22 protein-coding genes are annotated in these 21,888 nt (G+C 60.4%); 13 read left to right on the forward strand and 9 right to left on the reverse strand.

Features of this window, described 5'->3' with window-relative positions:
• From HMPREF2765_RS02615 to HMPREF2765_RS02665, 11 genes are all read left to right on the forward strand, one after another.
• Positions 1-1,484, forward strand: a 1,484-nt coding sequence (locus HMPREF2765_RS02615; protein WP_070604202.1) for an acyltransferase family protein, incomplete at its 5' end; no start/stop codon positions are given.
• A 139-nt stretch (positions 1,485-1,623) separates the two neighbouring features.
• Positions 1,624-2,454, forward strand: coding sequence for an ABC transporter ATP-binding protein (locus tag HMPREF2765_RS02620; RefSeq protein WP_070604203.1), 831 nt, complete (start codon positions 1,624-1,626; stop codon positions 2,452-2,454).
• Between the two features lie 158 nt (positions 2,455-2,612).
• Positions 2,613-3,425, forward strand: coding sequence for an SGNH/GDSL hydrolase family protein (locus HMPREF2765_RS02625; protein WP_070604204.1), 813 nt, complete (start codon positions 2,613-2,615; stop codon positions 3,423-3,425).
• 826 nt (positions 3,426-4,251) lie between these two features.
• Positions 4,252-4,488 (forward strand): 50S ribosomal protein L28, encoded by a 237-nt coding sequence (gene rpmB / locus HMPREF2765_RS02630; RefSeq protein WP_004005966.1) that lies wholly within the window; start codon positions 4,252-4,254, stop codon positions 4,486-4,488.
• 3 nt (positions 4,489-4,491) lie between these two features.
• Positions 4,492-4,662, forward strand: a complete 171-nt coding sequence (gene rpmG, locus HMPREF2765_RS02635) for a 50S ribosomal protein L33 (RefSeq protein WP_004005967.1) — start codon at positions 4,492-4,494, stop codon at positions 4,660-4,662.
• Positions 4,663-4,664: 2 nt separating this feature from the next.
• Positions 4,665-4,970, forward strand: a complete 306-nt coding sequence (gene rpsN, locus HMPREF2765_RS02640; protein WP_005506731.1) for a 30S ribosomal protein S14 — start codon at positions 4,665-4,667, stop codon at positions 4,968-4,970.
• Positions 4,971-5,062: 92 nt separating this feature from the next.
• Positions 5,063-5,350, forward strand: a complete 288-nt coding sequence (locus HMPREF2765_RS02645) for an HU family DNA-binding protein (protein WP_005506733.1) — start codon at positions 5,063-5,065, stop codon at positions 5,348-5,350.
• Positions 5,351-5,882: 532 nt separating this feature from the next.
• On the forward strand, positions 5,883-6,719 hold the full coding sequence (locus tag HMPREF2765_RS02650; protein WP_070604205.1) for a hypothetical protein: 837 nt from the start codon (positions 5,883-5,885) through the stop codon (positions 6,717-6,719).
• Positions 6,720-6,938: 219 nt separating this feature from the next.
• Complete coding sequence (locus tag HMPREF2765_RS02655; protein WP_070604206.1) at positions 6,939-7,652, forward strand: hypothetical protein; 714 nt, start codon at positions 6,939-6,941, stop codon at positions 7,650-7,652.
• A 238-nt stretch (positions 7,653-7,890) separates the two neighbouring features.
• Positions 7,891-8,631: a hypothetical protein gene (locus HMPREF2765_RS02660; RefSeq protein WP_049350544.1), complete on the forward strand. Its 741-nt coding sequence runs from the start codon at positions 7,891-7,893 to the stop codon at positions 8,629-8,631.
• A 276-nt stretch (positions 8,632-8,907) separates the two neighbouring features.
• Positions 8,908-9,660 carry a hypothetical protein gene (locus HMPREF2765_RS02665; protein ID WP_049350543.1) on the forward strand — a complete coding sequence of 251 codons (753 nt, stop codon included), beginning with the start codon at positions 8,908-8,910 and terminating at the stop codon, positions 9,658-9,660.
• A gap of 123 nt (positions 9,661-9,783) precedes the next feature.
• Here HMPREF2765_RS02665 and HMPREF2765_RS02670 read toward each other — a convergent pair whose 3' ends face one another.
• The gene (locus HMPREF2765_RS02670; protein ID WP_049340534.1) at positions 9,784-11,022 is read right to left on the reverse strand and encodes an alpha-hydroxy acid oxidase; all 1,239 of its coding nucleotides are present in this window, start codon (positions 11,020-11,022) and stop codon (positions 9,784-9,786) included.
• 417 nt (positions 11,023-11,439) lie between these two features.
• Here HMPREF2765_RS02670 and HMPREF2765_RS02675 point away from each other — a divergent pair, with 417 nt between their 5' ends.
• Positions 11,440-13,410, forward strand: coding sequence for an NHL domain-containing thioredoxin family protein (locus HMPREF2765_RS02675; protein WP_049350542.1), 1,971 nt, complete (start codon positions 11,440-11,442; stop codon positions 13,408-13,410).
• A 386-nt stretch (positions 13,411-13,796) separates the two neighbouring features.
• Here the strand turns inward: HMPREF2765_RS02675 and HMPREF2765_RS02680 are convergent, their stop codons facing one another.
• Complete coding sequence (locus HMPREF2765_RS02680) at positions 13,797-14,774, reverse strand: hypothetical protein (RefSeq protein WP_070604207.1); 978 nt, start codon at positions 14,772-14,774, stop codon at positions 13,797-13,799.
• Positions 14,775-14,837: 63 nt separating this feature from the next.
• Here HMPREF2765_RS02680 and HMPREF2765_RS02685 point away from each other — a divergent pair, with 63 nt between their 5' ends.
• A complete protein-coding gene (locus HMPREF2765_RS02685; protein ID WP_049350540.1) occupies positions 14,838-15,539 on the forward strand; it encodes a hypothetical protein in 702 nt (233 codons plus the stop codon).
• Between the two features lie 140 nt (positions 15,540-15,679).
• On the opposite strand, the gene HMPREF2765_RS02690 is transcribed toward HMPREF2765_RS02685, so the two are convergent.
• The 7 genes from HMPREF2765_RS02690 to HMPREF2765_RS02720 form a co-directional block, all read right to left on the reverse strand.
• Positions 15,680-16,345, reverse strand: coding sequence for a class I SAM-dependent methyltransferase (locus tag HMPREF2765_RS02690; RefSeq protein ID WP_049350539.1), 666 nt, complete (start codon positions 16,343-16,345; stop codon positions 15,680-15,682).
• A gap of 190 nt (positions 16,346-16,535) precedes the next feature.
• Positions 16,536-17,648, reverse strand: a complete 1,113-nt coding sequence (locus HMPREF2765_RS02695) for a MauE/DoxX family redox-associated membrane protein (protein ID WP_049350538.1) — start codon at positions 17,646-17,648, stop codon at positions 16,536-16,538.
• Between the two features lie 123 nt (positions 17,649-17,771).
• Complete coding sequence (locus HMPREF2765_RS02700; RefSeq protein ID WP_049359590.1) at positions 17,772-18,827, reverse strand: ThiF family adenylyltransferase; 1,056 nt, start codon at positions 18,825-18,827, stop codon at positions 17,772-17,774.
• Positions 18,818-19,588, reverse strand: coding sequence for a thiazole synthase (locus HMPREF2765_RS02705; RefSeq protein WP_049338534.1), 771 nt, complete (start codon positions 19,586-19,588; stop codon positions 18,818-18,820). The genes HMPREF2765_RS02700 and HMPREF2765_RS02705 overlap by 10 nt, the downstream gene beginning before the upstream one ends.
• A 143-nt stretch (positions 19,589-19,731) precedes the next feature.
• A complete protein-coding gene (gene thiS / locus HMPREF2765_RS02710) occupies positions 19,732-19,929 on the reverse strand; it encodes a sulfur carrier protein ThiS (RefSeq protein WP_070604208.1) in 198 nt (65 codons plus the stop codon).
• Positions 19,930-19,977: 48 nt separating this feature from the next.
• The gene (gene thiO / locus HMPREF2765_RS02715; protein ID WP_070604209.1) at positions 19,978-21,060 is read right to left on the reverse strand and encodes a glycine oxidase ThiO; all 1,083 of its coding nucleotides are present in this window, start codon (positions 21,058-21,060) and stop codon (positions 19,978-19,980) included.
• A 2-nt stretch (positions 21,061-21,062) separates the two neighbouring features.
• The gene (locus HMPREF2765_RS02720) at positions 21,063-21,683 is read right to left on the reverse strand and encodes a thiamine phosphate synthase (RefSeq protein ID WP_070507964.1); all 621 of its coding nucleotides are present in this window, start codon (positions 21,681-21,683) and stop codon (positions 21,063-21,065) included.
• Positions 21,684-21,888 lie beyond the last annotated feature (205 nt).

The raw sequence follows: 21,888 nt of genomic DNA on the forward strand, positions 1-21,888 counted from the left end.
CCCGCCCCCGCCTGTGGGAATTTGCCATCGGCACCCTGCTGGCAATGCTCACCCTCAAGTGGAAGGCACCCGAAAAGGCTCGAGTGGTTATGGGCTGGGTCGGTATCATCGGTCTGGTCACCTGTGGCGCAATCCTGCCCGTTGAACGAGCATTCCCCGGCTACCTGGCGCTCTGGCCCGTGATCTCCGGTGCGCTCGTCATCATGGCAGGCCGCACCAACAGCCGCTGGGGCATCGATCGACTGCTGGTCTCCGCACCCCTGCAGAACCTCGGCAACATCTCCTACGCCCTGTACCTGGTGCACTGGCCCATCCTCATTCTCTACAGCAGCGCCGTCGGTACCTCCCGCGTGAACTTCATCGAAGGCGCCGTCATCATCCTTGCCTCCATCGGCTTGGCATGGCTGCTCATCCGCTTCGTCGAGAAGCCGCTGCGCTACCGTAAGGACCCCTTCGTACCCTGGCTCATGATGAAGATGCGCTTCAAGACCGTCTTCTCCGTCAAGACCTGGGCCGATCAGCTCGCCTTTATTCTCGCTATCTTCCTGGTTGCCGGTGTGCCCCTCATCGCCGCACAGGCATGGGTAGGCTACCGCAACACCCAGTCCGAGCAGAACGCCGAACTGCAGGTACAGACCGCCAGCGAAAACTACCCCGGCGCCCGCGCTATCGGCGGCGCCCAGCAGGGACTCATTGACAACCCCATCCCCTCCGGCGGCGACGTCAAAACCCAGTTCGACGGACTGAGCGACCCCTGCATTGGTGGCTTCGCGCCCTCCGACCCGGCACTCGCCAAGTATTGCAACGTGCAGAAGTACGGCCCCGAGGATGCACCGCTGACCATGGTCATCGGTAACTCCCACGCCGAACAGGCGCTGAGCATCTTCAAGCCCATCGCAGAACAAACCAAAACCAACCTGCAGACCTACCTGCTCGGCGGCTGCCAGTACCCGGTCCGCGCCGTCAACGCCAGCAACGAATGCTCGGAATTCAACACCAAGATGACCGAGGAAATTCTCAAGCGTAAGCCGCAGACCGTGGTGCTCATCGCCACCGTTGCCCAAGCACGATCGAACGACGAACGAGTCGACCCGAGCCTCGACGAGACGGTCCGCCGCCTCACCGAGGCAGGAGTCCAGGTCATCGGCCTGCGCGATAACCCGCGCTTCGAGTACAACATCTACGAGTGCGCTCAGAAGGCCGGCGACGACAAGAGCTCCTGCGCACGACCCGCAAGCGACAAGTACGCTGCCGAAAACCCTGCAAAGGAAATCTTCGATAAGTACCGCAACCAGGGTGCCGTCATGGTGGACCTGAAGGACGTGTACTGCCCGGACGGCATGTGCAGCCCCGTGGTTGGAAACATCTACGTCTACATCGACGACAACCATGTCTCCAAGACCTACAGCCGCACCATGGCTCAGGAAGTCTTCCAGCGTGCAGCGGAAGGCGGCTGGCTCGTGAGTGGAAAAGTGAACTTCTAAAGTTCGCCAATATGACGGATCCCCCATGCTGTTCTACAGAAGTATGAACAGTGCGGGGGATTCGCTATTTTCTGACCCGAAATTAGGATAGGCTAAGTTAGGAGGCTCCCGGGAAAAGCCTTAGAGAAGAAAGGACGCCATGAAAGAAATCACCGAACGCACCCTCAAAGTTGAGAACGTCAGCCTCGGCTACGGCGAAACCACCATCGTCAAAGACCTCTTCCTCGAATTCCCCAAGGGCAAAATCACCGCCATCATCGGCCCCAACGGCTGCGGTAAATCCACCCTGCTACGCGGTGTCTCCCGACTACTCAAGCCGCTCAACGGCGACTTCACCCTCGACGGCAAACCCACCCACGAATACTCCATGAAAGGCTTCGCCCGCATGGTCGGGCTGATGCCCCAGCATCCCATCGCCCCCGAAGGAATTACCGTAGCAGACCTGGTCTCCCGCGGCCGCTACCCCTACCAAGGCCTCTTCAAACGCAATAGCGCCGAAGATGATGAGGCGGTCGCCTGGGCGCTAGAAGCCACCGACACTATGTCCCTCGCCGAACGACAGGTCACCGAACTCTCCGGCGGCCAACGTCAGCGTGTCTGGATTGCCATGGCGCTCGCCCAAGAAACTGACATTCTACTGCTGGACGAGCCGACCACCTACCTCGACCTGGCACATCAGGTGGAGCTACTCGACCTGCTCTCGGAACTCAACGAACAGCGCGGCACCACCATGATTATGGTGCTGCACGAACTGAACCTCGCCGCTCGAGTCGCTGATTACCTCGTCGCTATGAAGGACGGCTCCATCGTCGCGCATGGAGAAGCACACGACGTGCTCACCCGCGAGAACCTGCACACCATCTTTAGCCTGAAGGCCGAGGTTGCGGACCCGTTTAACGACGGCAGTGTAGTGGTGGTACCCCATCCCCGGAGTGCGTCCACCGTTGCCGGTTCAGCTGTCGCATCCTAAGAAACCCCCGCTCATATCTGAAGAAGAACCCTCAACAGTGGGATACTGGAAAGCAGGACGCACCGAAAGCTAAGCGAAGAAGCCGGTACACCGCGCGGGTGTGCCGGCTTCTTCCACAGAAGGGTCATTCTCTATAGAGGCCCGGAAAGAAGAACACAATGACGACCCCGCTCCTAGACTCCAACGGCAAACTCAACGGCGAATCAGTACGCTACGTGGCAATCGGTGACTCCTTCACCGAAGGCGTGGGCGACGTTGACCGCCGCCGCCCCAACAGCTTGCGCGGGTGGGCAGACCGCGTTGCTGAAGGCCTCGGTGCAGTAGACCCGCAGGCACAGTACGCAAACCTTGCTATCCGCGGACGCCTGCTCGGCCCCATCCTGGATGAACAGTTGCCTCGAGCCCTCGACCTCTGCCCCAACATTGTTACGTTCTACGGTGGCGGCAACGACATCATGCGACCCAACGTGGATATTGACCAGCTCATGACCCGCGTCGACGAAGCCTTCGCCGCCATGCGCGCCCAGGACATCACGATTCTGACCATTACGGGCTTGGATGTGCAGGGCCAGGGCCCCTTCTCCCGCACCCGTGGCCGCACCGCCACCTACAATGAGCTGCTGCGCGGCATTGCTGAGGACCACGGCGCACACATTATCGACTACTGGCGCTGGAACGACTTCCTTGACTGGCGTCTGTGGGCTGACGATCGTCTGCACATGAACGGCCTCGGCCATGAACGCTTCGCATCTCGTGTGCTGGCGCAGCTTGGCCTGCCCGGTGTGGTCACCGAATCGGTACTGCCCCCGGAGGTGCAGCTGACCGCCCGCGAGAAGATCGAGCAGGAGGCACGCTGGGTCCGCGAGTTTGCCCTGCCGTGGATTGGCCGCCGCCTGAAGGGTACGAGCTCCGGTGACGGCGTGACCCCCAAGTACCCGGAGTGGGTACCCGCGGCAAGCCTTAAAAACTAACGCCCTTAAGAACTAATGCTGAGGGGGGGCGCGTTACGGCGTAAAACTGTAGGCCGGGGGAGTGCCCTGCGCTGTATCTGTACCGTATTTGTGCCCGCTTTTACGCCGTAACTGGAACGGTAAAACTGCCGTTACCCGTACCGTTGCAAACCCTTAAACCGCCCTTTAAAACCGGGGCGGAAACGTTAAAACGAGAGTTAAAAGCTCTTTAAACGCGTATTTAAGCCCGTTTAACAGCCCTGTGCACACCGTCAGAATCGGTGGTGCGGGGCTGTTTACGGCTTAAATCTGGCTTAAGCTGTTAATCTCACAACATGAATTTCACCGGTGTAATTTATCCCCGGTCACATAGAGAACATCCGTTCTTAAAAAGGTGCATTAACGCCTGACTAGGGGTGTTAAAGAATTCCTTAAAAACATCTGGACTTGCAAAAACACCCATTTTTGGTAGAATGGATGGGTATGTTTGCCGCTCGAAGGCAGGCGTGCATCCGTGAATCGAGCTCTTCGCTTAAACGAGGTGCAATCGGCTCAGAACACCGAGATTCCGCGGATTTTTAAGGCAAAATCCGGCGTGCAGGCTTGCACGAACCCCCGTATTTACCTAGAATTTAACGCTGTTCGTAGTGGTGGAAACGCCTCTCGACACTAATAAGCTTCACCGTTTTTCCCGCGGCGGGGATCGATGCGTGGCCTCTCACCCACGTGACGATCTCAAACACTCTAGCCCGGCGAATAACCCGGTGCTTCTACATTGGTGGCGGGACGCTCACGAGTAACATCGACTGCGTACCGTCATAAAAGTCAATCAATAAAGGAGTGAAACATGGCAGCAGTCTGCCAGGTGACCGGAGCTGTTCCCGGCTTTGGACACAGCATTTCGCACTCGCATCGCCGCAACAAGCGTCGATTCGACCCGAACGTTCAGAAGAAGACCTACTGGGTTCCTTCGCTGCGTCGTAAGGTAACCCTGAACGTGTCCGCTAAGGGCATCAAGGTTATCGATGCTCGTGGCATCGATGCCGTTGTTGCAGAAATCATCGCACGCGGGGAGAAGATCTAGTAAATGGCATCCAAGGCTAAGGACCTCCGTCCTATCATCAAGCTCAAGTCCACTGCTGGCACCGGTTACACCTACGTGACCCGTAAGAACCGCCGCAACAACCCCGACCGTATGGTGCTGAAGAAGTACGACCCCGTCGTTCGCAAGCACGTTGACTTCCGAGAGGAGCGCTAAGAATGGCTAAGAAGTCCAAGATCGCTCGCAACGAGCAGCGCAAGGTCATCGTCGCTCGCTACAACGAGAAGCGTATCGCGCTGAAGAAGACCCTGATCGACGAGAACGCTACCCCCGAGGAGCGCGAAGCAGCACGCGTGGCACTGCAGAAGCTGCCCCGCAACGCTTCCCCCGTTCGCGTGCGTAATCGCGACCAGATCGACGGCCGCCCCCGCGGTACCTTCCAGAAGTTCGGTATCTCCCGCGTGCGTTTCCGCGAGATGGCACACCGTGGCGAGCTGCCCGGTATCACCAAGTCCAGCTGGTAAATCTGGTATTTTAGTTCCTAAACGGTTTTCCGTCGTTACCGACGGTCACTCGCTTTAGACTCAAACCTTAAGTCTCTGGAAGGGGCACCCTAATGGCTAAGAACCGTACCGAACTCGTTGCAGAGGTTGCAGAGAAGTCTGGCAAGAGCCAGGCAACCGTGAATGCAGTCCTCGACGCAGTGTTCCAGGTTTTCGAGTCTTCCGTCTCCAAGGGCGAGAAGATCACCATCCCCGGTTGGATGGCAATCGAGCGCACCGACCGTGCAGCTCGTACCGGCCGTAACCCGCAGACCGGCGAAACTATTCAGATTCCCGCCGGTCACGGCGTGAAGCTGACCGCAGGCTCCAAGCTGAAGGCAGCAGTCGCTAAGAAGAAGTAATTCTTGAGACTTTGAATCTGATAAAAGACCCCTACCCTCACGGTGGGGGTCTTTTATTATGCCTGCCCAAGGGAAAACAGCGGAGAAAACCCCGCCGAAGGGGGGGGGCTTAAGTAGCGGAAGCGCGCCTAGCCAGGTGGGATGGAGCCCTAGAGTCGCTGAGTAGTTGTGTCTTTGCGACCTTAATGTTGTGGTTGAGCTAAAAACACAGAAACTATCCCTACTTCACGGAAGAAGCTAGGGCAGGCTACAGAAAAAATAAAGAAAATTTATACATATAAGCAGAAAGCTATACATAAGCTGAGCGAAAAACCGTGAGTATGAAACCTCGCTGGGAAAAATACTTATACATCGCTGTCCAGACATAGCTTAAACACAGCAAACTAAAGCTCAATCTTAGACTCACACCCTATGCTGGAATCACCGGCGAAGGAAAAGCCACACACCATACAAACGGCCCCACCCCAACCGGAAAACAACCATACAAACCCCGGACGATTGACCCTCCGGGACGCACAAGGAGAACCACCTCATGGCACGCCACGCTCAGCGTACTTCCGCGCAGCCCACCAGCCACCGCCTCCGCACCGGCGCAGCCGCACTGTCCATCGCAGCAATCGCAGCACTCGGCCTGAGCGCCTGCGGTGCACAGAACACCTCCAACCCGGCACCCAGCGCCACCGCGACCGCTAAGGCATCCTCCACCGCCGACGCAGCAGTCAACGCGGGCAACGGCAAGGTCACCGTCAAGGCAAGCGACGCAGCCTCCCCGAGCGCCACCGCAAGCAGCTCCCAGGGCACCGTCACCGTCACCGAAAACGGTGTGACCGTCAGCGGTGCTGATGGTACCGGGGTCACCGCAGACGCCAACGGTAATGTGACCGTCAACGGCGCGAACGGTACCGGCGTGACCGCCGACGCTAGCGGCAATGCAACCGTCAACGGCGGCTCGGCATCGAACAACTCGGGCTCCTCCGCAAAGGTCGACGAGAAGGCCGGCGAGACCTCCGCCAAGAGCGGCTCGAACGGCTCCGGCACCGTGACCGTCGACAGCGGAACCGTCAGCGCAGCCAACGGCTACACCCTCATCGAAATCAAGACCGACGGCGGCTGGTCCTACCACGCCCCCAACGGCGACATCGTTGAAGTAGACGCTGACGGCTCCTGGGAGCGTGTCGGTCCGAGCGGCAACGTAGAGGTCAGGGCAGACGGCTCCTGGGAACTCGTCGGAGCTCCCGGCGTTGTCGAAGTGAAGGCTGATGGCTCCTGGGAACAGACCGGACAGGGAACCTTCCAGGTACCCACTGTACCCGTCAAGCCTGCCGGCGCTACCGTGGACCCCGTCAAGCCCGTCACTCCCCGTAACTAACTGATGTGACCAGCCGACAAACCGGGCAGAAACGTGGGATATCCCACCCGCTAGAATGCGGATAAACGCCCGGTGGCTCGGATAAAAGCCCCCCAAACTCGATAGAATTAACGCGGTTGGTTACACCGATAATCGTTATGGAATCCCACAAGGATCCTGCGCACGACGCGAATACGTCGCCAACTAGCCGCACCATACTAACAACCACAAGGAGAAATAATGGCATTCGCCCCCGCAATGAAGAAGACCACCGCGGTTCTGTCCATCGCCTTCGCAGGCGCACTGGGCCTGAGCGCATGCGGCTCCCAGTCCTCTTCCACCACCACCGCGACTGCATCCGCATCTGCTTCTGCGACTGCTTCCGCAAGCGCATCGGCTAAGGCATCCTCTGCAGCTGCAACCACCTCGGCTGCATCTGCTTCCGCTTCTGCAGACGTGAAGGTTGACAAGGACGGCAACGTCACCGTCAAGGCTAACGACGGCGAGGGCAACTCCGCAGACGTGAAGGTCGGCGCAGACGGCAAGGCTTCCGTCAACGCTAAGGACTCCGAGGGTAACTCCTCCAAGGTAGAGTCCGACGAGAAGGGCACCAAGGCTGAGTCCAAGGACTCCGAGGGTAACTCCTCCTCCGCCGTTGAGGGCGACGTTATTGCTTCCGAGGACGGCGGCTGGTCCATTCAGGGTGACGAAGGTCAGGTAGCTGTACAGGCTGACGGCTCCTGGAGCCGCCAGGACGCAAACGGCCAGGTCGCAGTTAAGGCTGACGGCTCCTGGACCATCCAGTCTAACAGCGGCCTGCAGGCATCCGTGGACGCATCCGGTGAAGTAACCTCCATCGTTGGCGGCGAGAAGGCAGACCTGAAGGCTCCGAAGGTTCCCGCAAAGCCCGCACAGGCTAAGGTCAACCCCGTCAAGCCCGCACAGCCCAAGTAAGCTGCAAAGAGCTAACAGCGGCTTGTGACGCTACCAGAGCGTAACAGCCCCTGACCCTATAAGACGCCCCGTGCGCATCTGAACGTGATGCGTGAGGGGCGTTTTACGCATGCTTGCAGAGTACCGTCAGGATGAGGTGCTAGCATGAAGGCGTACGCCGGGCATACCGGAGTACAGGTCAACCACACCACGCACTGTGCCGCTGCAGAGCGACGCATGACGGAAAGAGAAATCTGCCGTGAAGAAGTCTATTGCTGTTCTGTTCCTGACCATTGCCGGTGCCCTCGGCCTCGCAGCCTGCGGCGGCAACTCCGGCGCCAACTCCAACTCCTCCGCATCGGCAAGCGCGTCCGCTTCCGCAACTGCCTCGGCACCCGCAAGCACCTCCACCGCGGCAACCAGCGCAAGCACCACCTCCGCCGCAGCTGAAACCACCAAGGCAGAAACCAAGACCACCCAGGGCACCATCAGCGCCCCCAGCGCTCTGCCCAGCGAAGCAAGCGAAGCACTTAAGAAGAGCGAGGAATCCAACCAGCAGGCAACCTCCGCACTGTACCGCGCCAGCAAGGAATCCCTGAACGAGTTCAAGGAAGATTCCAGCGTCAAGAAGGCACAGACCAGCGACGGCACCGTCTACTACAACGATGAAGTCGCTACATTCGAATCCAAGGACGGCGCTATTGTCATCATCAAAAATACCGGTGCGTGGAGTAGCTTTGACTCCAACGGTGGAACCATCGTCGTGGACGAGGACGGCTCCTGGATCAAAACCAACCCCGAGGACAGCCTCTACACCGCCGTTAGGGCAGACGGCGCCGCTGCCGTCCTGAACACTAAGACCTTAGAGCAGGCGACCGACCTCTCCACCATCGATATCCCGAAGGCCCCTGGCCCCATCGACGGTTTCCGCGGCACCGCTAAGACCCCGGCCAAGCCCACCAAGGTTGCTGACTTTTCTGAGATTACAGGCCTCAAGTAAAAACGAGCTCCTGCCCCCTTGGCCGAATAGCCCGACAGAACAGGGACACCAGCACCCCGTGCGTATCCGACTGTGATGCGTGCGGGGTGTTTTGCGTCTTCGATCCGAGCTGAGAAGACCCATGAAAAGCGGGGGAAGGGAAGCACCGCAACATCTCAGGGAGCTTTCAGGTCACGGTGCTAGCATGGAGGCGTACTCCGGGCATACTGGAGTACAGGTCAACCACACCATGCACTGCGCCGCCGCAGAGCGGCGCATACAGAAAAGAGAAATTCAGTGAAGAAGTCAATTGCTGTTCTGTCCCTGACCATTGCCGGTGCCCTCGGCCTCGCAGCCTGCGGCGGCAACTCCGGCGCCAACTCCAACTCCTCCGCATCGGCAAGCGCGTCCGCTTCTGCAACCGCTTCCGCAACTGCCTCGGCACCCGCAAGCACCTCCGCAGCAGCAACCAGCAAGAGCACCGCCTCCGCAGCAGCTGAAACCACCAAGGCAGAAACCAAGACCACCCAGGGCACCATCAGCGCCCCCAGCGGTCTGCCCAGCGAAGCAACCGAAGCACTCAAGAAGGGCCAGGAATCCGCCGATCAGGCAGCCTCCGCAGGCTACACCGCCAGCAAGAAAGCCCTGGAGCAGCTCAAGGAGCAGTCCGGCGTGAAGAAGGTGCAGACCAGCGATGGCACCGTCTACTACACCGATGAACTCGCTGCATTCGAATCCAAGGACGGCGCTATCATCAGCATCCAGAATAACGGTGTGTGGACCAGCATGGACTCCAACGGTACAACCATCGTCGTGAAAGAGGACGGCTCCTGGATCAAGACCAATCCCAAGGACAACCTCTACACCGTTGTCAATGCAGATGGCACCGCATCCGTGCTGAACACCAAGACCTTTGAGCAGGCGACTGACGTCTCCACCATCGAAACCCCGAAGGCACCCGGCCGTATCGACGGCTTCAGCGGCACCGCTAAGACCCCGGTCAAGCCCACCAAGATTGGTGACCTCTCCGAGGTTGCAGGCGCCAAGTAAAAACTAGCTCCTGCCCACTGGGCAGAACAGCCCACCACACTAGGGATACCAACGCCCCGCGCGCATCTATACGTGATGCGTGCGGGGCGTCTTTAATTATTTCTCACTCGGGGATGGAGAGGTTTAAATCTTCGGAATGGGTTGCAGGCGGCGCAATTGCGTCACATGCTTGGGTTCGAGTTCCTCAACGCAACTGACCTGTAGCAGGCGCATTGTGCGGCGCACCTCTTCCGAGAGGATCTCAATCGTGCGATCCACACCGCGGCGGCCACCCGCCATGAGTCCGTATAGGTAGGCGCGGCCAATCAGCGTGAACTTGGCGCCCAAGGCCAGCGAGGCCACCACATCCGCGCCGTTCATAATGCCGGTATCCACCATAACTTCGGTGTCCTTGCCGACCTCGCGAACCACTTCCGGGAGCAGGTGGAAGGGAACCGGAGCGCGGTCCAACTGGCGGCCGCCGTGGTTCGACAGTAGGATGCCGTCCACGCCTAAATCAGCCAGCTTCTTGGAATCCTCCACGTTTTGCACGCCCTTAATGACAATCTTGCCGGGCCACAACTCACGGATTTCCTTAAGATCCTCGTAATTGATGGACGGATCCATGGCAGCGTCCAGCAATTCGCCCACCGTGCCGCCTGTCGAGGAGAGTGAAGCGAACTCCAATTTGGGCGTGGTGAGGAAGTCATACCACCACCACGGGCGCGGAATCGCGTTCGCCACTGTCTTCAGCGAAAGCTGGGGCGGAATGGAAAAGCCGTTGCGCTTATCGCGCAGGCGCGCCCCCGCAATGGGCGTATCTACAGTGAAGAAGAGCGTATCGTAGCCAGCCTTTGCGGCGCGCTCGACCAAGCCGTAGGAAATCTCACGCTGACGCATCACGTACAGCTGGAACCACAGGCGGCCATTTGGGTTGACTCGGCGCACATCCTCAATGCTGGTTGTACCCAGGGTTGAGAGGGTGAAGGGGATGCCCGCTGCCCCCGCCGCGCCGGATCCGGCAATCTCGCCTTCGGTCTGCATGAGGCGTGTAAAGCCCGTGGGGGCGATACCGAAGGGTAGAGCGGAGGTGCCACCCAGTACCTTCGTGGTGGTGTCTACGGTGGAAACATCCGTCAGGATACCCGGGTGGAACTCGACATCCTCGAAGGCCTGGCGGGCGCGGGTCATTGACAGTTCACCTTCCGCGGCGCCGTCCGTGTAGTCGAAAGCGGCGGCTGGTGTGCGGCGCTTTGCGATGCGGCGCAAATCGTAGATGGTCAGTGCGCTCTGTAGGCGGTTGCCTGCAAAGTCGAGGCTGGGCTTCTTGAATTGCATAAATTCAAGTAGTTCGCTGGGCTTGGGGAGCTGACGTTGCACCATGGGAGGCCTTTCTCTTGGGGGGGGCGCCGCCTGCAGGGCGGGCCTTGGGTGGGGGCGGGGTCGTCGGCGAGTCCCGCAGAAGGGTGTGCGAAAAATCGCACCCTCCCAGTCTAAAAATTAAGGGTTAGATTAATCAATAGTTAGGTAAGGCTTAACTTATTAAGTTAAATATTTCGGGGGTGCCCCGGCGTATCGGTACCGGAGGGCATGGCGAATGAATGAGATGCAATGATTTCCAAACCCGTGCATACCACTTTCGCACTCCTCAACTCACGCAAATATGACGTAATATGACGAGCCGTTACCTCCCGCGTTCACAATGCTCAACTCCCAGCGAACCACCCCCACCACGCTGGCATAATGGGGACAGCAAACCGACGCGCCCACACACGGCGCACCCAACAGGAGAGAGAACCCATGAGCGAGAACACCACCCGCAGCGTACGCGTACGCGCCAGCGAACTCGAAGGTCGAGCCTGGCTCAACACCGGCGATAAGAACCTGACCCTGCAGGACCTGCGCGGCAAAATCGTTATTCTCGACTTCTGGACCCTCTGCTGCATCAACTGCCTGCACGTCCTCGACGAACTACGCCCCCTCGAAGAAGAATTCTCCGACGTACTCGTCACCGTCGGCGTACACAGCCCCAAATTCGAACACGAAGCAGACCCCGTAGCGCTCGCCGCAGCCGTCGACCGCTACCACATCACCCACCCCGTACTCGACGACCCCGAACTGACCACCTGGCAGGCATACACCGCCCGCGCATGGCCCACCCTCGTCGTCGTCGACCCCGAAGGCTACATCGTCGCCCACCTCTCCGGCGAAGGCCACGTACAGGGCCTCACCTCCCTCGTACGCGAACTCGTCGCCGAGCACGAGGCGAAGGGCACCCTGCACCGCGGCGACGGCCCCTACGTACCCCGCCCCAAGGCAGCAGGCACCTACGCCTTCCCCGGCAAAGCCATCGAACTGCCCGCCGAATTCGGCCCCGCAAACCTCTTCGGCAACCGCGAGCGCACCTACCTCGTTGCCGACAGCGCGCGCCACCGCATCCTGCAGGTAGCCGCTGACCTCAACACCGTCATCAACACCTACGGCGGCGGCAACGACCCCATCAACCACCCCGTCAAGGGCCACGTCGACGGTACCGGCACCGAAGCACGCTTCAACGAACCCGCCGGCCTCGCCCTCGTACCCGAAAACCTGCGCGAACAGCTCGGCTACGACGTGCTCGTCGCCGACACCGTCAACCACCGCCTGCGCTCCCTCAACCTGCGCACCGGCGAAGTACGCACCCTCGCAGGCAACGGCGTGCAGCGCGTCATCGACGGCGACAACGCCGTCACCGGCGACCCCAACCACATCCCCGCAGGTGTACCCGCCACCGAAATTGCGCTCTCCTCGCCCTGGGATGCGGTCTACTCCCGCGAAGCCGGCCAGTTCATCATCGCCATGGCGGGCACCCACCAGCTCTTCGGCTACGAACCCGTCACCGGCACCGTCAGCATCTTCGCAGGCTCCGGCGTCGAAGGCCTCGCCGACGGCCCCGCCGCCGACGCCTGGTTCGCACAGCCCTCCGGCATCATCGAAGCCCGCGACGGCAGCCTCTGGGTCGCATGCTCCGAAACCAGCGGCCTGCGCCACGTCACCTTCACCGAAGACGGCGTACAGGTCACCTCTGCCGTCGGCAAGGGCCTGTTCGACTTCGGCTTCGTCGACGGCGACTCCGACACCGCCCGCATGCAGCACCCCCTCGGCCTGACCGAACTGCCCGACGGCTCCATCGCCGTCGCCGACACCTACAACGGCGCCATCCGCCGCTGGGACCCCGCAACCGGCACCCTCGGCACCCTCGAACGCGGCCTCGACGAACCCTCCGACCTGCTCGTCGAAGAAGTACCCGGCGAAGAACCGCGCCTCATCATCGTCGAAACCAACGCCCACCAGCTCGTACGCGCCTCCATCCCCGCGAAGGCACAGCACGTCGACGAAGGCGCCATCACCACCGCACGCCCCTCCACCAAGCTCACCGGCGGCACCCTCGAATTCACCTCACGATTCACCGTGCCCACCGGCCAGAAGCTCGACACCCGCTGGGGCGACCCCACCCAGCTGAAGATCTCATCCACTCCCGAGAACTTCATCCTGGAAGGCGCCGGCACCTCCACCGGACTGACCCGCACCCTCGTACTCAACCCCGAAATCACGGAGGCAGTCCTGCACATCACCGCCCGCGCCGCCGCCTGCGACGGCACCCCCGACGGTGACATCCCCGAGCACGCAGCATGCCACCTCTACCAGCAGGACTGGGGTATTCCCGTCGTCGTGACCGGTGACGAGGCAGACGAAAGCGAACTCGTCCTGGACCTGCGCGGTATCAACTAGGGATCTATAAAAGAATCAAGGGTCAGTATTATCCTCGCTCCTACAGGGGCACCCGTCCTCGCTTCGCTTCGGACACCCTGATGTCGCTACGGATAATACTGACCCTTTTCTGTCGTACCGCTCTGATACAGCTGCAGATAGTACCGGTTCCCTTTGACCTTTTAGGATTGTGGGACGCGAAAGGGCCGGGTCATCCTCGCTCCTACAGGGGCACCCGTCCTCGCTTCGCTCGGACACCCTGATGTCGCTACGGATAACACCGGCCCTTTCTCAACCCATATAAGCCACGAGCCAGTATGCTCTTCGCTCCTACAGGGAACCCGCCCTCGCTTCGCTCGGGCACCCTGATGTCGCATTCAGAGCATACTGGCTCTCGCTGTTCGTCCTTAGAAGGAGACTCGGACCGCCTTCGCATCCGCCTCCACCGACGCCTTCAACGTAAACGGAATCTCCTTCTGCACCTGCGAACGCGCACCCGTAAACAAATCCAACTGAGTAAACGACCCCTTCGCCGTACCCGACATCGGCTTCAACGACCACACACCCGCCGAACTCACACTCACCTGCGGATCCGCGACCTTCTCAACCGACCACTTCACCTCAGAATCCACACGGCCCGTAAACGCATACTCAAAAGGGCACCCACCAGGATAAAGAGTGCTCTGCTGCGTACACTTCTTCAAATGGTCCTGCACCTGCTCCTTCACCGACGACAACGCATTATCACTCGGCTTCAACTCCATACGCACCGCATGATTCGCATCCTGCGCAGTCACCACCTCATTCACCTTCTGCGTCGTATACACCGTCGAATCATACGACACCGCATACACACCCGGATAAAACACCGGGAACGACGCCGCACCCTCATCCACCGCAACCTTACGGTTATTAATCGTCGCAGCCTCCACACCCTGAATATTCACCTTCACCGACGGCAAAGACGCCTCATCAATAGCCCACTTATCAAAAAAGCCCCAATGAGTACCCGCACGATGCAAACGAAAATCCGTATGCTGCTGCGAACCCCCCAAAGAATACGAAGCACGCACCGTCGCATGCTCACCATCGGCGCTAGTCTCCACCACCTCATACGACACCTCACCCAACGAAGACACCGAACGCCTCAAAGCATCCCCATCCAGCAGCGACGCGTCACCCTCAGGGATCTGCGCACCCAACAGGCCACGCGCATACGAACCATTACCCGTACGCAACGCATGAAAATACTCCCGCACCTGACCCGTCGGACCATACACCAGCTTATTCGTCATAACCAGCGCCGCAGCAGCCACAGAAACGGCCACCACAACACCGACCATCCACATTGCCAGGACCCGCTCCACGGGAGAAAAATTACGCATAGAACCAGAGTAACGCAGGTAGTCCGCTAGGTTTCACGCACCGCACACACTAAAGTTGTGTATATGGCAGAACGCGCTCACGAAGTCCCCGCCAAATACGGCGAAGTCACAGAACTATTCCACCCCCGCATGCGCTCCTACGGCAGGCGCATCGAAGCGGCACTCCCCGGCACCATCGTGCTACTCGCCGCGCTCGCCTTCATCTTCTACAAGCGACCCGCCCTGCCGTACACCATCCTCGTACTGCTCATCGGCACCATCGCAGGCGTAAACCTCTACTCAGTCCTCAAACCCACCATCATCGTCATCACCAAAACCCACGTGCTCCGCGCACGCACCTTCGGCTGGTTCGCCGTACCGCTGGAAAACATCGACCACACCATCTTCGTCGAAAAGCTCTACCCCAAAAAAGCCTACGGCCAGAAACTCAAAACCGTCGCTGGCCGCCTACGCTACCGCAGCTTCCCCGCCATGTGGGCCGTCGACAAAGACGGCAAACAGCTCATGCGCGTCGACGGCCGCGTCTGGGACGGCAAAACCATGCGAGAAGTCTCCTCCAAACTCTCCGCCCAAACCACCATCTACAAGCAGATCAACGTGGTCAACATGGACAAAGAACACAAGGGGCTCATCACCTTCAACGAGCTGCACCCCGGCTGGCGCTCCAGCCTCATGACCGCACTCGCCGTCATCATCGTGGCGATCCTCTTCGCCGCATCCTTCATGCCCGAAGAACTCGCCCGCAACATCTACATGATCCACTAGAACAACCATTCTTTAAAGTTCTTATGGACGCGCTTCTTCCGGACACACAAATGGCCCGGCACCCACCCCACACAGGGGAGGCGCCGGGCCATTTGTATGCCTAGCTAAATGCGCTTAGCGCGCTCGTTTCAGATGCGAGCCTAGCTCGCCGGGCGCGACAGAACCGCCACCAAAAATTCCGAAGAGCCCTCCACAAACGGGTGCATCTGCCATGAAGAGTAGGTGTTATCCACGTTCAGGCCAACCTCGCGGGCATCAGCGAGGAACTGCTCAAACGCATAATCACGGCCCGGACCCGAACCATAACCAACCACCGCACGGCCACCCGGCGCCAACACGCGACGGAAATTCTCCACCACCGGCTTACGAGTCGAACGAGCCAAGAAACCCATCACATTACCCGCACACACCAGCAGCTCAAAACCATTCTCCGCCGTAGCGTCACCCTCAATGCCCAGCACCTCCGGCAAATCCACCAAATCAGCAGTAATCCACGTAGCCTCCGGGCAGACGCGGCGCGCCTCCTCAATCAGCTCAGGATCAATATCAACACCCGTCACACGGTGACCCAACGCGTGCAGCTGCTTACCCACACGACCGGGACCAGAACCAGCATCAAGAATCTTCGCACCACGAGAAGCCATAGCATCCAACAGACGAGACTCACCCGCCATGTCATTACCCTCAGCCTCCATCGCCTTGAAACGGTCAATGTACCACTGTGAGTGATTCGGGTTGCTTTCCTTACGGATCAGCCACAGGGACTTCTCACGCTCACCCGGAGCGTTGAAACTCATCATTGCCATAAAAACTCCTTTGATAGGGTTGAGGACGCGCCAGCCGCCACCAGGCAAGGTGACTGCGGCATATAAGCGGTGTGTGCACTACGTTCTAGCATAGCCCCACCCGGCACCTGCCGGTAAGGGCAGTAAGAGCCGGACGGGGCTATCGGAAGCGCTACAGAGGCGCTACGGGGGCTGGACGATAGGAGCGTGTTTAGAGGTGGTCGCCCTCAACATTCGACGGACCCGCTGCAAACGCCTTACGCATCTGCTCCTGGCGCTCCTCCTCAGCCAGACGAGCAGCCTCAGCGAACTGCTCCTCAATATCGGCAAGCAGTGCCTCAACCTGCTCCTTACCAGCCACCGGGCCGCCAGCAATCAGACCATCAGCACCCAAAACCACAGCCAATGGCACACCATTACCAAAATTCGCGCGCGAACCCGCCTCACGGTCAATCAACGGAGTCAAACCCTCCGGCAACGTACCCGCATTACGCGAGGTCTGCAACGACTCCAGGCTCGAATACACCGGATGCAACGCCACCTGCGGCAGACGCTCCTGCCACGAAGACATCGTCTTCAAAAACTTCACACAACCAGCGCAGGTCGCCGACACAAACACCAGCACACGCGCCTGATTCTTAGCCAACGCACGCAAATTCGTGTGACGACCATTCTCCAGGTACAGCGCCGCATGCGGAATCGGCATACGAACATACTGCTCCTCGCCGTTCTCGTCATACACCGGCTCCGGCAAAATCACCTCAGCCTGAGGCTCCGGCTGCGCAAGAGCATCACCGCGGCGAACAGCCTCCAACGTCACAGCAATCAGCGCCGCACCAAAAACCCAAGTCCAGCCGCTATTACCCAGACCCAGCAGAGTCGACACAACACCCGTGCCACCCTTCAACGCACTCGCATGCGCACCAGCCGCCGCCAACAGCAACGCAACATTACGGACCAGCGTATAACGGCTCACCGGCGCATTCGACTCAGAACCAAAACAATTACAACCCGCAGTACGACCCGTCGCCAGAGCGCGCGCAATCACCACTGTATAGAACAGCATCAGAATCAACGCCAAACCCGAAGCAATCACCGCAGGCAAACGCACCGGCGACAGCAGCAGGACGGCGGCCAGGGCAATCTCGAACCACGGCAAAATCAGCGACACCGCACGGGTCGGCGCGATCTTCTCCAAACCAAGATTCTGAATACCGGTCACGGTACTCTGCGGGTCCTTCGCCTTAGCAATACCGCTAATCAACAAAGTCAACGCAACAAGTGCCGTACACAAAACAAGCGGCACAGTAGAGACGGTGAGCATAAAACTCCTAGAGTGAGTGTGCGAAAACAGGAGGCGGCAGCGGCAGTTTTTAGGCAGAACAAACCGCGCGACGTGCCGCCGTGTTATACACGATTTTACGCCCTGCACATGGGGAAACCATCTCTACAGTGCCGTGAGGCTCACACCGTACTCGCCCGCCAGCTCCGCGTACGCCTGTACAAAGCGCTGCGCTCGCGCACCCGAGGCGCAGAAAACGCCCACGCGCTGATCACGCACCGACTCAAACAGACTCAGCAGCTCCGCGGGCACGTCGGCTGCCGGCAACAACGAACCCTCCGCATCGCTCAGCTGCGACAGCGGCAAATGCAACGAACCCTCATGCTTCACCGACTCCTCACGCTCAGGCGCCTCACGCACATCCAACAGCACCTGCGGAACCTCATGCGCCGACAAATCCACCGGCACCACACGCGCCGGATCCGGCACCGCCCCAAACGACGTACACGTACCCGATAGGGCATCATAGGTCAGCAGAGTGCCCGCCGCCGTCGGCAAGCCGCTCACATACTTGAGCACCTCCGTCGCCATCAGCGAACCAACCACCGCCGTCGTCGCACCCAACACCCCGGCAAGCGCGCACGACTCCACCGTCTGCGGAATCGTCGGAAAAATATCACGCAAATGCGCGCCATCCGGCTCAAAAAGACTCACCGACCCGCCAAAACGCAAAACCGTGCCCCACACCAGCGGCAAACCCGCAACCTGCGCAGCATCCGCAATCAGATACTTCGACGCAAACGTATCTGTACAATCCACCACACAATCCGGTGCCGACGCGGCGAAAAGATCCAAAATCCAGGACGCATCCACATGCCGGATTGTCGTCTCAACCGTCAACGACGGGCACAACTCCAGAGCACGGCGCGCCGCAACCTCCGCCTTCGGCTCACCCACATCAGACACACCAAAAAGCGGCTGACGCTGAATATTCGACAGCTCCACCGAATCAGAATCCACAATATGCAGATACCCCACACCAGCCGCCGCCAACGCCTGCACCACCGGACAACCCAAACCACCAGCGCCAATCACCAACACGCGGGCAGCCGCCACCGCATCCTGATCAAAGCCCGGCAGGCGACGCTGACGGTCCGTGCGCTCGCGATCCAGACGCGCATGCTCCGGATTCACCGGGGTAGGGGCAAGGTTTACATCCACGAGACAAAACCCTCCGACGGCGACGACGCCTTCGCGTGCTCACGCACCGGAATACGGCCAGCCTCACGCGCCAACGCGCCCGCCTGCACCGCAAACTTCATCGCCTGAGCCATCGCAACCGGATCCTCAGCACGATTCACCGCCGACGCCAACAACACCGCATCACAGCCCAGCTCCATCGCCAGGGCGGCGTCCGAAGCGGTACCCACGCCGGCATCCAGAACCACCGGAACCTGCGCGCGGGACGCAATCAGCTCAATATTGTGCGGGTTCAAAATGCCCAGACCGGTACCAATCGGCGCACCCAACGGCATGACCGCGGCAACGCCCGCATCCTCCAGGCGGGCGGCAGCCACCGGGTCGTCAGAGGTGTACGCGAGCACCGTGAAATCCTCAGCCACCAGCTGCTCGCAAGCGGTCAGCAGCTCCACGGTATCCGGCAGCAGGGTGTCTTCGTCGTGGATGATCTCAACCTTCACCCAGGAGGTGCCCAGCGCCTCGCGGGCAAGCATCGCGGTCATCACCGCATCAGCTGCGGTGCGGCACCCTGCGGTATTGGGCAGCGGCGCAATATTGAGCTTCTGCAGAAGCGGAAAAATGGGGGTGCCTGCGGCGTGACGGCGCATGGCAACGGTCGTCATTTCGGTGCCGGAGGCGATGAGCGCCTGCTCGAGCAGGTCCATGCTGGTTGCGCCTCCGGAACCCATGATGAGGCGGGATGTGAAGGTGCGGTCGCCGATGGTGAGCGGTGTGAGGCTCATGGTGTTCTCCTCTGTGGGAACGTCTAAATAACGGGGTCTGCTGGTTGGTGCGGGGCGCTACGGTGCGCCCGGTTTAGGGAACAAAAACCGAGAATATCTGTTCTTTTTTGCCGGTGGGTATCTCTCCGGTACAGGCTGAAAGATTAGCCGCCCTGAACGGCGGTGAGGGCATCCACCCTATCGCCCTCGTTCAGCGGGACATCCAGCCACGTGGAACGCGGCACAATACTGCGGTTAAGGGCTACTGCCACGCCCGCCCCGGTACCAAACTGGTCCATGACAAGGTCAAATACGGTGGGGGCGTTGGTGGTTAGCGGCTCGCCGTTGTAGGTGATGATCATGCGAAATCCTTTCGTGAAGGTGCCGGGTGCATCCGGCGGGGACTGTGTTTAGTGGGTGAATCGTGCCGGGTCGCATGCCTGCATGATGGGCGGAATCTCAGCCCCGCAGGCGACCTCCGCACCAACCTTGCCGGCGAGCGCGGCAAGCAGAATACCGTGGCGGAAATAGCCCGTGGACACGAGCTGGCGGGTGCCGTCAGCACGGGTGCGGTGCCCGAAGATGGGCAGGTCGTCCGGGGTTCCGGGGCGGGCGCCGACGTTCGCCTCCAGAAGCTCGCACTCTTCAACGGCGGGCACGAGCCGGATCGCGTCACGTAGCAGCTGGTGTACGCCGTCAATGGCGGGTAGCGTGCGGTGGTCTTCGCGGCTGGTTGCGCCGATGCACAGCTCCCCGTCGGGGCGGGGGATGAGGTAGACGGGGCGGGAGTTCACGTAGCCGCGCACCACGTGCTTGAGGATGGGCCGCGGGGCGCGCAGACGCAGAATGTCCCCGTAGACGGGGCGTAGCGGGTAGTCCCCGTGCAGTGTTGCCCCTAGTCCGGTGCAGATAATGTCGCCCGCGTCCGGGTCGGTGACCCGTTCGGCGCTGAAGGTGACGCCGCGGCGGGTGAGGGCGTCTTTGAGGGCGCGCCTCATGAGCCGCGGGTGCAACTGGTGGTCACTGGGGATGCTCACGGCGCCGGCGATACGCGGCGCCAGGAGCGGTTCGAGGGTGCGTGCCTGCGTGGGGGTGACGGGGTCTGCGGGGCGGTTCATGTCCCGGTAGTAGGTGCGGGTGCGTTGCAGGTGCTCGGCGTCGGCACGGTCGGCTGCGATGATGAGCGTGCCGGTGGTGTCGTAGCCGGTGGGCAGGTCGGTGGCGCGGCTGAGCCTGCCCATGAGGGAGGGGTAGGCGTCGGCGCTGGCGGTCATGAGCGGGAAGAGCGCGTCCTGCTGGAATTGCACTTCTGCGATGGGTGCGAGCATACCGCCGGCGTAGTGGCTGGCGGCGGGGTAGATCGCGGTGCCGTCGGCGGCGGTGCCGTAGTCGCTGGTTTCTGCATCGATGAGGTGCACGTTCTCGCCGCGTTCGGTGAGCTCAAACGCGGTAGTGAGGCCAATGATTCCGCCGCCAATAATCGTGATGGTCATGGCTATGCCTGCAACGCGGGGTTGTCGACGAAGGCGCGGACCATGGCGATTCCGGCAACTCCGGTGGTGCGGATGGCGGGGCAGTCTTCGGGGGTGATGTCGCCGATAGCTACGGTGGGCACGGCGGACAGCTCGGCAAGTTCGCGGAGCCCATCAATGCCGAGGGGCGGGCGGTTGGACTGCTTGGTGGGGCTGGGGCGGAACGGTCCGGTGCCAATGTAGTCGATCAGGTGCGCGATTTTGTTGGATTCTTCGACGAGCTGCCGGGTGCCGGTGGTCAGGCCGATGATCGCGTCGGCGCCGAGGAGGGCGCGGGCGTCGGCTACGGGCAGGTCGTCTTGACCGATGTGCACGCCGTCAACGCGCACGCCGCGGGCACGCAACGCGAGGGCGACGTCTACACGGTCGTCGACGAGGAGGGTCTGGTGCGGCTGGATGATGCCGGCGATAGCTTCGGTGAGCTGGTAGAGCTCGCGCGCGCTGATGGGTTTGGACCTGACTTGGATGCAGGTGGCGTGTTTGGCTGCCCGGACGGTTTCGAGGGGGTTGTCGCCTGTGACGAGGTAGAGGTTCAGGTCGAGGGGGCGTGCGGGGGTGGTGTAGGGGTGCGTTTCGCGGGTCATGCGGGTCTACGATTCGTCGTCGAGTAGATGTTTTTGAGCAATTCTCTCATTGAATTTCTGTGGTTAGGTTAGCACAACTGTGTGGTGAGTTGAACATCCTTCAAGCGTTGTGAGGTGTGTGCGCTTGGCACGCTATACACTTCCTTCGCTCCTGCAGGGGACCCGTCCTCGCAGGGCTCGGGCACCCTGATGTCGCTTCAGGAAG

Source organism: Rothia sp. HMSC062H08 (assembly GCF_001810775.1).
Taxonomy (GTDB): domain Bacteria; phylum Actinomycetota; class Actinomycetes; order Actinomycetales; family Micrococcaceae; genus Rothia.

Bases quoted from the DNA above. Each gene is read 5' to 3' on its own strand.
- HMPREF2765_RS02620 (WP_070604203.1), top strand. From the start codon at position 1,624: ATGAAAGAAATCACCGAACGCACCCTCAAAGTTGAGAACGTCAGCCTC.
- HMPREF2765_RS02625 (WP_070604204.1), top strand. From the start codon at position 2,613: ATGACGACCCCGCTCCTAGACTCCAACGGCAAACTCAACGGCGAATCA.
- rpmB (WP_004005966.1), top strand. From the start codon at position 4,252: ATGGCAGCAGTCTGCCAGGTGACCGGAGCTGTTCCCGGCTTTGGACAC.
- rpmG (WP_004005967.1), top strand. From the start codon at position 4,492: ATGGCATCCAAGGCTAAGGACCTCCGTCCTATCATCAAGCTCAAGTCC.
- rpsN (WP_005506731.1), top strand. From the start codon at position 4,665: ATGGCTAAGAAGTCCAAGATCGCTCGCAACGAGCAGCGCAAGGTCATC.
- HMPREF2765_RS02645 (WP_005506733.1), top strand. From the start codon at position 5,063: ATGGCTAAGAACCGTACCGAACTCGTTGCAGAGGTTGCAGAGAAGTCT.
- HMPREF2765_RS02650 (WP_070604205.1), top strand. From the start codon at position 5,883: ATGGCACGCCACGCTCAGCGTACTTCCGCGCAGCCCACCAGCCACCGC.
- HMPREF2765_RS02655 (WP_070604206.1), top strand. From the start codon at position 6,939: ATGGCATTCGCCCCCGCAATGAAGAAGACCACCGCGGTTCTGTCCATC.
- HMPREF2765_RS02670 (WP_049340534.1), bottom strand. From the start codon at position 11,022: ATGGTGCAACGTCAGCTCCCCAAGCCCAGCGAACTACTTGAATTTATG.
- HMPREF2765_RS02675 (WP_049350542.1), top strand. From the start codon at position 11,440: ATGAGCGAGAACACCACCCGCAGCGTACGCGTACGCGCCAGCGAACTC.
- HMPREF2765_RS02680 (WP_070604207.1), bottom strand. From the start codon at position 14,774: ATGCGTAATTTTTCTCCCGTGGAGCGGGTCCTGGCAATGTGGATGGTC.
- HMPREF2765_RS02685 (WP_049350540.1), top strand. From the start codon at position 14,838: ATGGCAGAACGCGCTCACGAAGTCCCCGCCAAATACGGCGAAGTCACA.
- HMPREF2765_RS02690 (WP_049350539.1), bottom strand. From the start codon at position 16,345: ATGGCAATGATGAGTTTCAACGCTCCGGGTGAGCGTGAGAAGTCCCTG.
- HMPREF2765_RS02695 (WP_049350538.1), bottom strand. From the start codon at position 17,648: ATGCTCACCGTCTCTACTGTGCCGCTTGTTTTGTGTACGGCACTTGTT.
- HMPREF2765_RS02705 (WP_049338534.1), bottom strand. From the start codon at position 19,588: ATGAGCCTCACACCGCTCACCATCGGCGACCGCACCTTCACATCCCGC.
- thiS (WP_070604208.1), bottom strand. From the start codon at position 19,929: ATGATCATCACCTACAACGGCGAGCCGCTAACCACCAACGCCCCCACC.
- thiO (WP_070604209.1), bottom strand. From the start codon at position 21,060: ATGACCATCACGATTATTGGCGGCGGAATCATTGGCCTCACTACCGCG.
- HMPREF2765_RS02720 (WP_070507964.1), bottom strand. From the start codon at position 21,683: ATGACCCGCGAAACGCACCCCTACACCACCCCCGCACGCCCCCTCGAC.